The organism is Microbacterium sp. NPDC055357, assembly GCF_053644835.1.
In genome coordinates this window covers 117,192-130,174 of sequence record NZ_JBSHLZ010000005.1, presented here as the reverse complement: position 1 = coordinate 130,174, position 12,983 = coordinate 117,192, and the positions used below count along the sequence as shown (strand labels likewise).

Below are 12,983 nucleotides of genomic sequence, written 5' to 3'. Positions count from 1 at the left end.
CGCCGATGCCACCGACCCGGGCCGTATCCGCCGGCGCGGGCCCGGACTATGATTCGTCCGCGCCTACGCCCTGCGCGGTCGCGGCTCGGGAGCCGGCGGCACTTCCTTCGCCGCGATGATGTCCGCCCGCGCGATGCGCTCGACGCCCCGCTTGCCGTCGACCACGAGGGTGTTCTCGTCGGCGCTGAGCAGCTCGCCCAGAGCATCCGTCGCCTGACCGGACGCGAGCAGGTAGCGCACCACCACGCGGTGACCGGGCGCGGGGAGCGCGATGCGTCCGCGCCCGGCTGCACGATCGTCGGTGGTCACCAGGCACCCGGGGCGTAGTCCTTCAGGAAGACGCCGAACAGCTCTTCACCGGCTTCGCCGCGCACGATCGGGTCGTAGACCCGCGCGGCACCGTCGACGAGGTCGAGCGGAGCGTGGAAGCCCTCCTCGGCGAGGCGCACCTTCGTGTAGTGCGGGCGCTCATCGGTGATCCAGCCCGTGTCGACGCTCGTCATGAGGATGCCGTCGCTCTCGAACATCTCGCGCGCGCTCGTGCGTGTCAGCATGTTGACGGCCGCCTTCGCCATGTTGGTGTGCGGATGCCCGGGGCCCTTGTAGCCGCGACCGAACACGCCCTCCATCGCACTGACGTTGACGACATAGGTGCGACGGGCCGGGCTGGCCGCGAGCGACGGGCGCAGCTTCGAGACGAGCAGGAACGGCGCCGTCGTGTTCGCGAGCTGCACCTCGAGCATCTCGAGCGGATCGACGTCCTGCACGTGCTGGGTCCACGAGTTGACGTGGTCGAGGTCGGGCAGAAGGCCGCCCGCATCGATCGCCGTCCCGGCGGCCAGTCGCTCGAGCGAGCTGGACCCCGCCGTCATGGCCTGCTCCGTGAGTTCATCCGCGCGCTCGGCCGCCGCGGCCAGGATCGGGTGCGCCGTCACCGAACGCTCGAGGGCCTGGGGATGCCGGTCATTGGTGTGGCCGAACGTGACGAGTTCGGGCAGGGGTCCGTCGGGGAGCGGTGCGAGCTCGGCGTCCACGAGCGGCTGATACGCGCCCGGCGAGCGCCGCACCGTCTGGGTCGCGTTGTTGATGAGGATGTCGAGGGTTCCCGCCGCCGCGACGTCGTCGGCGAGGCCGATGACCTGTGCCGGATCGCGCAGGTCGATGCCGACGACCTTCAGCCGATCGATCCACTCCGGAGCATCCGGCAGGCTGCTGAACCGCCGCACGGCATCGCGGGGGAATCGGGTCGTGATGGTCGTGTGCGCGCCGTCGCGCAGCAGCCGCAGCGCGATATACATGCCGATCTTGGCGCGCCCGCCCGTCAGCAGGGCCCGCTTGCCGGTGAGGTCGGTGCGCGCATTGCGCTTGGCGTGACTCATCGCGGCGCAGTCCGGGCACAGCTGGTGATAGAACGCATCGACGAGCGTGTACAGCTGCTTGCAGATGTAGCAGGCGCGCGCCTTGATGAGCGTGCCCGCGGTGGGCGCCGTCGTCGACGTCGAGATCGGGATGCCGCGCGTCTCGTCGTCGATGCGGTCGGGGGCTCCCGTGGCGGTCGCCGCGACGACCTCGCGGTCGGCCTGCGCGATCGCCTCGCGGATCTCACGGCGTCGCACCTTCTTGACCGCCTTGAACATCGCCGCCGTCGCGCGCCGCACGGCGACGAAATCAGGATGCGTCTCATCGAGCCCCGCCATCCCGTCCAGCACCCGCAGGGTGACCTCGAGATCCGAAGGGTCGATGCCGCTGGGCGGCAGGTCGGTCGCGGCAGAAGTCTCGGGAGGCACACGAGATTCTACGACGCGCGGGCTGTTAGCGTTCCGGGGTGACCTCTCTCGCCGAACCCGACGCGCGCAGCATTCGCGTGTCGGCCGCCGTCATCGCCGACGACGACGGTCGCCTGCTGCTCGTCCGCAAGACCGGCACATCGGCCTTCATGCAGCCCGGCGGAAAGCCGGAGCCGGGTGAGTCTGCGGATGAGACCCTCAGCCGCGAGCTGCAGGAGGAGCTCGGCCTGCGCGTGGATCCGGGCGACCTGCGGCCGCTCGGCGAGTTCACCGCCGCGGCCGCGAACGAGCCGGGATTCGTCGTCGTCGCCGATGTCTTCGTCGCCGACATCGGCGCCCAGACTCCGGTGATCGCGGCCGAGATCGCCGAATTGCGATGGGTCACGCGCGCCGACGCCGAACACCTCGAGGTCGCGCCGCTCGCGCGAGAGAACTTCTTGCCGCACTGATCTTCACCGCGAGCGCGAATAGCCGACGGCACGGCTCGCGCGCAAGGACCCTCGCGCGATGGATTCACGCGGAGTCACAGGCGCACACACTTCGCAACGGAAGTTGAGCGGCGCCGGGTGCGGGTGTGTCCTGGGCCCATGACGACAACCGTTCTGATCGACGCGGCGCCATCGCCGGGCGACGTCGCCCCCGCCGACGACGGGGCGGCGCCCGCGACCCCGGTTCGGCGGCGCCGCGCGAGACGCTCGAGCCTCACGCCCGTCGCGGTGTCGCTGCTGCTTCCTGCCGCCGCCGTCGTCCTGTGGTTCGTCGCGACGTCGAACGAGTGGGTCAGCGAGCTGCTCCTGGCGTCTCCGCAGCGGGTCTGGGAGCAGTTCACGACGCGTCTGGCCGACGGCACGCTCGTGCGCGACGTCGCCGTGTCGCTGCGGCGCGTCCTCGTCGGTCTCGGGCTCAGCATCGTGATCGGGGTCACGCTCGGTCTGCTCTCGGGCCTGTCGCGATGGGGTCACCGCGTGCTGGACGGCACGCTCCACGCGATCAAGGCGATCCCGTTCCCGGCACTGATCCCCCTGCTGCTCATCTGGCTCGGCGTCGGCGAGACGCTGCGGATCGGCATCCTGGTGCTGGCCGCGACATTCGCGATCTACCTCAACACGGTTGCCGGTGTCGTCGGGATCGACCCGCGCTTGCGCGAACTCGCTCTCACCCGTGGTGTGCGCGGATGGAGGCTGCTGCGCACGATCGTCTTCCCCGGCGCACTGCCGCAGTTCCTCGTGGGCCTGCGCCTCGCCCTCGTGATCAGCTTCCTCGCGCTCGTCTTCGCCGAGGAGATCGCACCGCAAGAGGGGCTGGGCTACATCCTGTGGCGTGCGTCGCAGCTGAGTCAGACCGACGCGATGATCCTCGTCGCCGTGCTCTACGCCCTCATCGGCCTGCTGATCAGCGGTCTCGTGTCGCTGCTCGAACGCGTGCTGCTGCCGTGGCGGAAGGGGTTCACCCCATGACCGCCCTCCTCGACACCCGACCCGCCGCGGCGGTCCACCACCTCACGAAGGCGTTCGACGACAACATCGTGCTGCGAGAGGTCGACCTCACCGTCGACGCGGGCGAGTTCCTCGCGATCGTCGGACACAGCGGATGCGGCAAGAGCACGCTCCTTCGCGTGCTCGCCGGCATCGAGCGACCGACCGCGGGAAGCGTCTCGACGGCGGCACCGGTCGCCGTCGGCTTCCAGGATTCGCGTCTCATCCCGTGGCAGCGTGTGTGGCAGAACGTCGTCTTCGGCCTCCGCGACGACAGGCGCGAGCTGAAGCGGCGCGCGGTGGCAGCGCTGCACGAAGTGGGCCTCGACGCCTTCGCCGATGCCTGGCCGCACACCCTGTCGGGCGGGCAGGCCCAGCGGGTCTCACTCGCCCGGGCGCTCACCCTCGAGCCTCGGCTGCTGCTGCTCGACGAGCCCTTCGGCGCCCTCGATGCGCTGACCCGGCTCCAGGCGCAAGCGCTCGTGTCGCGCGTGTGGCGTCAGCACGGCTTCGCCGTCGCGCTGGTCACACACGACGTCGAGGAGGCCATCGTGCTCGCCGACCGCGTCGTGATCGTCGACGAGGGGCGCATCGTCGCCGACATCCGGGTCGATCTGCCGCGCCCGCGCTCGCACGCCGATCACCGTGTCACCGACCTCAAAGGCGTCGTGCTGGCACTTCTGGGCGTGGACGCCGACGAAGACTTCTCACCCGCCGATCAGCACCAAGGAGCGAACACCCCATGACCAGACAGCCCCTGCGCGCCGCCCTCCCCGTCGCCGCCCTCGCACTCATGCTGGCCGTCGCGGGATGCGCCGCCGGCGGCTCGTCGGCCGCCGAGAACACCGCAGCCGACGGCGACGGGCCGCTGCAGCTCACCGTGCAGTACTCGATCTTCAACGGACCGCTCAATCGTGCCGCTGCCGCCGACCTGCAGCCCGAAGGGCTCGAGGTCACCTACGTCGACGGCGCCGGCATCGACGTGGCGCAGGGTCTGACGACAGGTGCGTTCGATCTCGCGCAGTGGGGCGAGGTCGGGCCCGTGACGTCGTACGTCAACGGCGGCACCGGCATCCGCGTCATCGGATCGACCGATGCCAACGGCTCGGCCCACACGATCCTGGTCGGCCCCGACAGCACCGCCCGGTCACTCGCCGACCTCGAGGGCGGCACGACCGTGTTCTCGCGCAGCACGAACTCCTACATCCAGTTCTTGAAGGCCGCCGAAGAGGTGGGCCTCGGCGAGGACGACTTCACGATCCTCGAGCAGGTGCCCGACGCGACGTCGGCTCTGCTGTCGGGACAGGTCGACTTCATCATCTCGATCGAGCCGGTCTCGAGCTCGCTCGTCGAGACGAAGGGCCTGCGCGAACTGTCCGACGGCGAAGGAAGGATCGACAACTACTATCCCCTCGTCACCGATCAGGGCCGTCTCGACGATCCTGCGAAGCGAGCGGCGCTGGAGAGCTATCTGGCCGCGCTCAACGACTTCTTCGCGACGTCGGCCGACGACCCCGAGAAAGAGGCGGCGGACGTCGCCGCACTCAACGGGATCTCGGTGGAAGCCGCGCGGATCGCCGGCGAGAAGGTGAGCAGCACCTGGATCCCGATCGACGACGCCTTCATCGAGACCGAGCGCGCCCTCATCGAATTCTTCGTCGGCACCGGCGCCTTCCAGACGTTCCCCGAGGGCTTCGAGGAGATCTACGTGTCCGACTTCAACGACATCCTCGTGGACTGAGGCGAGCGCATGTCGACACTCGCCATCGCGCCCGCCCGCGCCGCCGTGTACCGGCTGCTGCACGAGCGATTCGCACCGCTGTTCGCCGCCATCGCACGCGACGCGGCTCACCGTGACGACATTCGCGAGCTTCCGTTCGACGAGATCGCCGCGCTCAAGGTCGCCGGGTTCGGCACGCTGCTCGTGCCGGAGGACGACGGCGGCCTCGGCGGGAGCATCGAAGACCTCACGCGTCTGCTCATCGACCTCGCCGCCGCCGATCCGAACATCGCGCAGGCGTTCCGCGGCCATTTCCACGCCGTGCACGGCGTGGTGCGCTCTCCCGACAGCGAGTACCGGCGACGGCTGCTCGCCGCGGTGACGGCGGGCGATCTCATCGCGAACGGCGTCACCGACACACCGGGCACCCCGCTCGGCGGGTCCTCGGTCACGCTGCGGCGGTCTGCGGACGGCACGGCACGACTGAGCGGACGCAAGGAGTACTCGACGGGCAACCTCTACGCCGACTGGATCCTCGTGATCGTCGCGAAGGGCGACGCGTCCCCCGAGGTCGTCATCGTTCCCGCCGACGCCGCGGGGGTGTCGCGAGAAGACACGTGGAACGGCTTCGGGCAGAAGCTCACCGCGACCGGGGCGACGAACTTCCACGACGTGCTCATCGAGGCGTGGCAGATCGCGCCGGTGGCATCCGATGCCCGTGGCGGAGATCTGCTGCAGCTCGTCCTGCTCGCCGTGACGGCGGGCATCGCCCGGCGCACGGGCGACGATCTCGCCGGCGAAGTGCGGCGTCGCCGGCGCGTCTATGCGCACGGCGCCGCCGACACCGTGCAGGCCGATCCGCAGATCCTGCAGATCGTGGGCGAGGTCGCCGCGGCGGCCGCAGCGGTCGAGGCGATCGTCGTCGATGTCGCTCGCCGGCACGACGCGCTCTTCGCGGACGACCCCGACGGGGAGCCGCACGATGACCGCGCCGTCACCGCCGCCACCTATCAGGCGCAGACCGTCGTCCCCCGACTCGTCACCGACGCCGCCGGGCGGGCCTTCGATGCGCTGGGCGCGTCGGCACTGGATCGGACGCTGGCGCTGGACCGGCACTGGCGCAACGCTCGCACGATCGCGAGCCACAATCCCATCGTCTACCGCTCCCGACTCGTCGGGGACTGGCTCGTCAACGGCGAGCTCGACAGCCGCTGGTCGGTCGGTGCGGTGCCCCCACCGAAAGGAACGACACCGTGAGCAGCACGATCATCGACAAGGCGCCCGAGCGCGCCGCCGTCGCGCCGGGCTTCCGGCTCGGATTCTTCACGCAGGTGCCGGGCGTGCCCGGGCAGTCGGATGCCGACGTGCTCGCGCAGCTCATCGACACGATCGTCGCCGCGGAGGAACTCGGCTACGACAGCGTGTGGGTGGGACAGCACCACTTCGGGCTCGGGTCGGGTCGGCTCTCGTCCCCTCTCGTGCTGCTCGCGGCGGTCGCCGCCCAGACGAAGCGGATCACGCTCGGCACGGCCATCACGGTGCTGCCACTCGAAGACCCCGTGCGACTCGCCGAGGATGCCGCCGTGCTCGACCTCGTCAGCGGCGGCCGCCTCAACCTCGGGCTGGGGTCGGGCGGGGGCGATCGCGCGGCGTTCACGGCGTTCGGGCTCGACTACGCCGCGCGCCGCGAGCTGTTCGACCGCAACCTGCGCACGCTCCATGCGCTGCTGGAAGGACGATCGCTCACCGGTGACGACGAGCCGCGCCGGCTGAGTCCGGTCGCAGCCGGCCTGCGCGACCGCCTGTGGCAGTCGGTCGGCACCCCCGAACGTGCCGCCGAGGCCGCCGCGGCGGGCAACGGACTGCTGATCGGCACGTTCGCAGACCACCCCGTGCACGATCAGCGCGCCAAGATCGACGCCTATCTCGCGGCGTGGAAGGCGACGCAGCCGGCCGACCGGGCGCCGCGGATCGGCGCGTTGCGCTTCACCTATGTCGGAGAGAGCCGGGAGAGCATCGAGCGCACGGTCGAAGACGGGCTGAACACCTTCCGACGCACCTTCGCCAACGCCTACAAGCCCGACCTCGCCGACCTGTCGACCGAGGGATACCTGAGACGCGTCACGCGGTACGGCACGGTCGACGACGTCATCGACGACCTGCGCGACGATCCGGCACTGCTCGGGTACGTCACCGACCTGCTGCCGACCGTCGGCCTCTACCCCGCCGCCGGCGACAGCACGCCCGGCGCCGACCTCAGCATCGCGCGGCTCGAGCAGTTCGCCACGACGATCGCGCCCGCCCTGGGGTGGACCCCCGCCGTCACGTCGTAGCGAAGGAGCCGACCATGAATTTGACGATCGACGCCGCGACGGCGGACCGGTTCCGGCATGCGCTGCGCAACCACCCGGCCGGCGTGGCCCTCGTGACGGCCACCCACGCGGGGCGGCACGTCGCGATGACGGTCAGCTCGCTGGCATCGGTCAGCGCGGAACCGCCGCTGCTGGTCTTCTCGGTGTCGGACGAGTCCTCGAGCGCACCCGTGCTGCTGCGCGCCGAGACGCTCATCGTGCATCTGCTCGACGCCGGCAGCGCATGGCTGGCCAGACTCGGCGCACGGCACGATGCCGACCGCTTCGGTGATCCGCGGACGTGGGCGGTGACGCCCGAGGGCGAACCGTACTTCGTGGGTGCGCCCGTCCTCGTCCGGGCGCGCGTCGTCGAACGGGTGCGCGCCGGCACGTCGACGCTGTGCATCATCGAGGCGCTCGCCATCACGGAGCAGGCCGACGCGGCCGCGCGCTCCCGACCGCTGATCTATCACGACCGCACGTGGTACGCGCTGCCCGCCGACACCGCTCTGGCGTGACCGCGCGCCTCAGGCGACCTGACGCTCCGGCACGTCCTCCGGCTGGGACGCGATCTTCAGTGACGGCGCCGTCGACGAATGCTCCTCACGCCAGTCGATGACGAGGCCCTTCGACGAATGCGCCTGCTCGGCGTACGAACGCAGCATCTGCTCATCGAGGCGCTCGGCCTCGGGGGTGTCGAACACGAAGCGCAGCGGGATGGACGGCTGAAGCCAGATCGACGTGCGGCCCGCGGCGCCGTCGGGGTGCGGCCAGGTCAGCGTGAAGCTCTCATTGCGGCGCAGCTTGGTCGTGACGACCACTTTGATATGAGCGAGGACGCGGTCGGGGATCTCGGCAGGCGTGCGTTCAGCGCCGTAGTACAGGTAGCCCATCGGGGTTCCTCTCTGGGGGAAGGGGAAACGAGCTTTATTACAACCTAGCTAGTAATTCACCTGAAGTGTCTTTTCCTTTCTTACACTCACATCCGATGTGATTCCTCGATATTGTGCAATTCCCTGGCGATGGCCGCTGCCGTGTGGCTACGCTGGGGATGCGCCACGAGGAGCGCAGAGGAGCAGCAGTGCCGCGAAGCATCATGCGCCGCGAAGGCGAACACCTCTATGCGGCCCCGCCCGAGACCCCCGAGGGGCAGCGGCTCAGCGACGCCATCCTCCGGCTGCGACGTGCGGAACGGCTGCAGTCGCAGCGAGCTCTCCGGTCCTCCGGACTGCTGCATCTCGATCTCACGGCCCTGCGATACCTCGTCCAGGCTCGTCGCGACGACCGCGCCATCGGGCCGAAAGACCTCATCGTCATGCTCTCGACCTCCAGCGCGAACGTCACGAACATCGTCGAACGTCTCGTCAGGCGCTCACTCGTCACGCGAGAACAGCACCCGACCGACAGGCGCGCGCGCTACCTCATTCCGACCGACGAGGCCGTGCGACGGGTCGACGAGGCGTTCTCGGGTCACCACGAGACGATCGTCGAGGTGATCGACGGGCTCTCCGAGGACGAAGCGGCCGCCGCCGCGACGGTCATCTCACGGCTCGCCGACGCATTGGACCGCTCCGTCGCCGACGGCGGCGCCCCGTATCACGGGGCTGATTCGGGCGCTCCCGAATCGGATGCACCCGACCGCACGACGGCGGACTTCGGCGTTGTGTCGACGGTGAGCGAGAACACATCCGGCCGCGCGTAGTGACCCACGACATCGAGGTCGTATTTTCCGCGCAGCTGCTCTTCGAGATCGATGTCGGCGACCAGCAGCGTCTCTTCCCCGTAGACGGGGCCGGCGAGCACGTCACCGAAGGGTGAGACGATGACGCTGCCGCCGCGGATCAGGTCGCCGCGGGCGTCGCCGGAACGCTGCAGATCGTAGCCGTCGGGCAGCGAGTCGACGTTGAGGTACTGACACGCGCTGAGCACGAAGCACCGGCCCTCGTAGGCGATGTGACGCATGGTCGCCTGCCAGATGTCGCGGTCATCCACGGTCGGAGCGCACCACAGCTGCACGCCCTGCTGATAGGTCGCGAGCCGGAACTGGGGCATGTAGTTCTCCCAGCAGATCGTGGCGGCGAAACGGCCGGCCGGAGAATCGACGACGCTGATCGTGGAGCCGTCGCCCTGACCCCAGACGAGACGTTCGGTGCCGGTCGGCATGAGCTTGCGGTGCTTCCCGAGGAACTCCCCATCCGGCCCGACATACACGGCGGTGCAGTACAGGGTGCCGCCGTCCCGTTCGATCACCCCCACCACGATCGTCATCCGAGCCTCGCGGGCCAGCTGCCCGATCTCATCGATCTCGGGCCCCGGAATCGAGATCGCGGCCCGCGTGTAGCGGAGGAATTCGTCCCTCCCGGCATCGTTTCGCGAGCCGAGCACCGCACCGAACGACAGCCCCTTCGGATAGCCGCCGATGAACGCCTCCGGGAAGACGAGGAACTCGACACCGCGCTCACGGGCGTCATCGACGTAGGCGCGCAGTTTGCGCATCGTGCCGTCGGTGTCGAACAGCACCGAGCCCACCTGAGCAACCGCTACACGCGCCATCACGTCTCCGTCCGTTCCTGCTTGCACCTTACCGATCGTGCCGGTGCGCGACGCTCGCGGAATCATCCCGGCTCCTCACCCGCGGAATCACCCGGTTCTCACTCTGCCGTGCCCGGCTCGCCCGGTGGTACGGTCACCACGTGATCCCCGACACAGGCGATGCCACTGACGATGCGCGGCTCGCCGTCACGCTCAGCGGTGGCGGCGCGTTCGGTGCGGCACACGTCGGGGTTCTGCAGGTGCTGGAGGAGCGCGGCATCCGTCCTGGCATCGTGACCGGCACGAGTTCGGGCGCCCTCGTGGGCGCTGCCTTCGCCGCGGGACTCGACGGCGACGCCATCGAGCGGATCGCGCGGACCTTCCGCTGGAGTCGGGTCGCCCGGTGGACCTTCCGGCCCCGCTGGGGGCTGCTGGACTCGCACGTCGTGACCGATGCCATCCAGCGGCTCCTCCAGGAGGACCCGCGCATCGAGGACCTGCCGCGTCGCTTCGGAGCCGTCGCCACCGATCTGCGCACTCGCCGTGCCGTCACGATCGACACCGGACCGCTGAGCACGGCATTGCGCGCGACGATCGCCGTGCCGGGGCTGCTCCCGCCCGTGCGCCTCGGCGGCCAGCTGCTCGCCGACGGCGGAATGGTCGACAACGTGCCGCACGCGGCGGCGCGACAGCTCGGTGCGGAGCGTGTCATCGTCGTGCACCTCCACGCGAAGTGGGAGAACGTGCGCATGATGCGCACCGCCACCCGGACGGCCGATCTCGCGCGCGATCCGAGTGTCGTGCTCGTTCAACCCGAGATGGAGCGGATGGCGCAGTGGACGATGCGCGACGTCGGGCGCCTCATCGCCGAGGGACGACGTGCCGCGGCCGCCGCGCTCGATGCGGCAGCGCCCGTGCGATAGACGCCCTCCGGCTACCGCCCTGCGGGCGTATCGCCCCGCATGAGTGCGGTTCGCAGGGATCTGAGCACCAGTAGCATGCCGCCGAGACCGAGAACGGCACCGAGGAACGGGAAGAGAGAGACGTCGGGAGTCAACAGCGGCCCGCCGCCGAACACCACGAGAACGACCGCCGCGATGACGAGGACGACGCCCACGAGCGCCGTCGTGAGCTGACCGACGAGCGAGGCGATCCAGCTGCGCTCGTTGGGGTCGCGGAACATCCGCAGGCTCATGCCGAAGGTGCCGTTCTCGAACTGCGCGCCGATCGCTTCGATCCGTCGCGGCAGCCGTCGCAGCTGTTCGCCGACCACCTGCAGCTGCACACGGGCATCCGCCAGCATGTCCCGCGGATCGAACGCGAGCCGCGCGAAATACGTCGTCCGAGTCAGCGCCTGATCGACTATGTCGTAGTCGGGCACGAGCCGGCGCAATGAGCCCTCCATCGAGGCGATCGTGCGGAACACGAGGATGAGAGCGGGCGGAAGCGCGAGCTGGTGCCGGCGCAGGACGTCGATCACCTCGGTGAAGATGCTCGCATCGGTGCGCCCGTTGTGCACGCGCGTGAGGATGACGCCGATCTCATGCTGCAGTGCCCGCCGATCCAGTTCCGATCCATCCGCGGGCTCGCCGGCGATCATCAGCAGCAGATCGGTGAGGGCGATGTCGTCCTCGGCGCCCATCGCGGACATCATCGCGAGCAGCATTCGTCGCATGCTCCGCTCCAGGATGCCGACGGAGCCGAAGTCGATGAGGGCGATCTGCCCGTCGGCGCGCAGGATGATGTTCCCCGGGTGCAGGTCGGCGTGGAAGACCCCGCGGACCGCGATCTGCTCGAACACGGTGTCGACCAGGACGTCGGCGATCTCGTGCGCCGTGGGAAGCGGGTCGGGTCGCGTCCACGAGACGGTCCCGGCCACGTCGCCGACCTCGAACCGCTCCTCCTCGGTTCGCTCGCGCGGCTCGGCGTCGGCCATGGCGGCCGGAAGGCCGCCGTCCAGGTTCGAGAACGGGATGCCCTCGATCCGCTCCTGCACCATCATCCGCTCGGTGCACAGCGCCGGGTACACCTCGGGCACGTGCACCGCACGGACGCTCGAGCGCGCGAGCGTGTCGCGCAGCAGCTCGGTGTTGGCCAGCTCGATGCGGTAGTCGAGTTCTTCTTTGAGGGAACGCACGAATTCGCCCGCGAGCGCGTTCAGCCCGTAGGCCCGCGCCCACGCCGCCCGGCGCTCGGCCTGCTGTGCCAGACGCACGATGATGTCCGAGTCGATCTGCACCGAGGCGCGGGCGTCCGGGCGCTGGATCTTGATGACGACGTTCGCCCCCTCGGTCTCGCCCTCCGCGGGATGCAGCCGCGCGGCGTGCACCTGAGCGAGCGAGGCCGCCGCCATCGGGACTTCATCCACCCACGCGAACACCTCGTCGATGGTGCCCGGCAGCTCCGCCTCGATCGCCGCCTTCGCGTCGTCCCAGGGAAGGGGAGTGGTCTGCATCTGCAGCGTCGCGAATGCATCCGTGAACTCGCTCGGAAGCACGTCGTCGCGCGTGGAGAGCACCTGCCCGATCTTCACGAACGTGACCCCGGCCTCGTTCATCGCGGCCACGACGGCCGCCGGGACGTCCTGGTCCTCTCCCTTGCGGTGGCTGCCGAAGAGGCTGAGACCGTGCTTGGACGCGATCCGCAATGTCTGCGCGTAACGCAGCATGCGCTTGCGGCGGTGAAGGAGCTCCTTCACCCCGCGGATCGGATGCCACCCTCGCCCGGACGGCCAGAAGAGCTCGGAGATCATGATGACGGTCACCGCGAGGGCGAACTGCCAGCCCAGTGCCACCGCGATGAACACGACGCCGATCGGACTGGAGACCACGAACTGTCCGTCGACCATGACATCGCCGGCTTCGAGCGCAGCGCGCACGATCGGGACCGTGGCCGTATAGATGATCGCGACGAAGATGATCGCCCGCACCCAGCCGATCGGCGTGCCGAGCACGTGCTGCGCGACCCAGGCGGCACCCACGGCGAAGACGGCACCGAGCACGATCGTGATGACGACCTCGAACATCGAACCTCCCGGTGACCCCCAGACTCTAACTTCGCGCCGGGGCGCATCCCGGTGACTCCGTCAGGTTTCACCCGCCGCGCACTCCCCCGATCA

14 protein-coding genes are annotated in these 12,983 nt (G+C 69.6%); 9 read left to right on the top strand and 5 right to left on the bottom strand.

The window, feature by feature from the left end; translation table 11 throughout:
* Positions 1-63: 63 nt before the first annotated feature.
* Both ACWICD_RS08875 and ACWICD_RS08870 read right to left on the bottom strand, forming a co-directional pair.
* Complete coding sequence (locus ACWICD_RS08875; protein ID WP_376128707.1) at positions 64-309, bottom strand: putative acetyltransferase; 246 nt, start codon at positions 307-309, stop codon at positions 64-66.
* The gene (locus tag ACWICD_RS08870; RefSeq protein ID WP_376128708.1) at positions 306-1,787 is read right to left on the bottom strand and encodes an SDR family NAD(P)-dependent oxidoreductase; all 1,482 of its coding nucleotides are present in this window, start codon (positions 1,785-1,787) and stop codon (positions 306-308) included. The genes ACWICD_RS08875 and ACWICD_RS08870 overlap by 4 nt, the downstream gene beginning before the upstream one ends.
* A 38-nt stretch (positions 1,788-1,825) precedes the next feature.
* Here ACWICD_RS08870 and ACWICD_RS08865 point away from each other — a divergent pair, with 38 nt between their 5' ends.
* The 7 genes from ACWICD_RS08865 (at position 1,826) to ACWICD_RS08835 (ending at position 7,851) form a co-directional block, all read left to right on the top strand.
* Complete coding sequence (locus ACWICD_RS08865; RefSeq protein ID WP_376128710.1) at positions 1,826-2,236, top strand: NUDIX hydrolase; 411 nt, start codon at positions 1,826-1,828, stop codon at positions 2,234-2,236.
* Positions 2,237-2,374: 138 nt separating this feature from the next.
* Positions 2,375-3,244: an ABC transporter permease gene (locus ACWICD_RS08860; RefSeq protein ID WP_454139949.1), complete on the top strand. Its 870-nt coding sequence runs from the start codon at positions 2,375-2,377 to the stop codon at positions 3,242-3,244.
* Positions 3,241-4,008, top strand: a complete 768-nt coding sequence (locus tag ACWICD_RS08855) for an ABC transporter ATP-binding protein (RefSeq protein WP_376128713.1) — start codon at positions 3,241-3,243, stop codon at positions 4,006-4,008. The genes ACWICD_RS08860 and ACWICD_RS08855 overlap by 4 nt, the downstream gene beginning before the upstream one ends.
* Positions 4,005-5,003, top strand: a complete 999-nt coding sequence (locus ACWICD_RS08850) for an ABC transporter substrate-binding protein (protein WP_454139948.1) — start codon at positions 4,005-4,007, stop codon at positions 5,001-5,003. Before ACWICD_RS08855 ends, ACWICD_RS08850 begins: the two co-directional genes overlap by 4 nt.
* A 9-nt stretch (positions 5,004-5,012) precedes the next feature.
* The gene (locus ACWICD_RS08845; protein ID WP_454139947.1) at positions 5,013-6,239 is read left to right on the top strand and encodes an acyl-CoA dehydrogenase family protein; all 1,227 of its coding nucleotides are present in this window, start codon (positions 5,013-5,015) and stop codon (positions 6,237-6,239) included.
* Positions 6,236-7,315, top strand: a complete 1,080-nt coding sequence (locus tag ACWICD_RS08840; RefSeq protein ID WP_454139946.1) for an LLM class flavin-dependent oxidoreductase — start codon at positions 6,236-6,238, stop codon at positions 7,313-7,315. The genes ACWICD_RS08845 and ACWICD_RS08840 overlap by 4 nt, the downstream gene beginning before the upstream one ends.
* 14 nt (positions 7,316-7,329) lie before the next feature.
* Positions 7,330-7,851, top strand: a complete 522-nt coding sequence (locus tag ACWICD_RS08835) for a flavin reductase family protein (RefSeq protein WP_376128718.1) — start codon at positions 7,330-7,332, stop codon at positions 7,849-7,851.
* A gap of 9 nt (positions 7,852-7,860) precedes the next feature.
* Here ACWICD_RS08835 and ACWICD_RS08830 read toward each other — a convergent pair whose 3' ends face one another.
* A complete protein-coding gene (locus ACWICD_RS08830; RefSeq protein WP_376128720.1) occupies positions 7,861-8,226 on the bottom strand; it encodes a DUF7882 family protein in 366 nt (121 codons plus the stop codon).
* Between the two features lie 188 nt (positions 8,227-8,414).
* Between ACWICD_RS08830 and ACWICD_RS08825 the strand changes: the two genes are divergently transcribed.
* Positions 8,415-9,035 carry a MarR family winged helix-turn-helix transcriptional regulator gene (locus ACWICD_RS08825; RefSeq protein WP_454139945.1) on the top strand — a complete coding sequence of 207 codons (621 nt, stop codon included), beginning with the start codon at positions 8,415-8,417 and terminating at the stop codon, positions 9,033-9,035.
* On the opposite strand, the gene ACWICD_RS08820 is transcribed toward ACWICD_RS08825, so the two are convergent.
* A complete protein-coding gene (locus ACWICD_RS08820; RefSeq protein ID WP_454139944.1) occupies positions 8,930-9,886 on the bottom strand; it encodes a carbon-nitrogen hydrolase family protein in 957 nt (318 codons plus the stop codon). The genes ACWICD_RS08825 and ACWICD_RS08820 overlap by 106 nt on opposite strands.
* A gap of 140 nt (positions 9,887-10,026) precedes the next feature.
* On the opposite strand from ACWICD_RS08820, the gene ACWICD_RS08815 reads away from it, so the two are divergent.
* Positions 10,027-10,788, top strand: a complete 762-nt coding sequence (locus tag ACWICD_RS08815; RefSeq protein WP_454139943.1) for a patatin-like phospholipase family protein — start codon at positions 10,027-10,029, stop codon at positions 10,786-10,788.
* A gap of 11 nt (positions 10,789-10,799) precedes the next feature.
* Here ACWICD_RS08815 and ACWICD_RS08810 read toward each other — a convergent pair whose 3' ends face one another.
* Positions 10,800-12,890, bottom strand: coding sequence for an ABC1 kinase family protein (locus ACWICD_RS08810; RefSeq protein WP_454139942.1), 2,091 nt, complete (start codon positions 12,888-12,890; stop codon positions 10,800-10,802).
* Positions 12,891-12,983 lie beyond the last annotated feature (93 nt).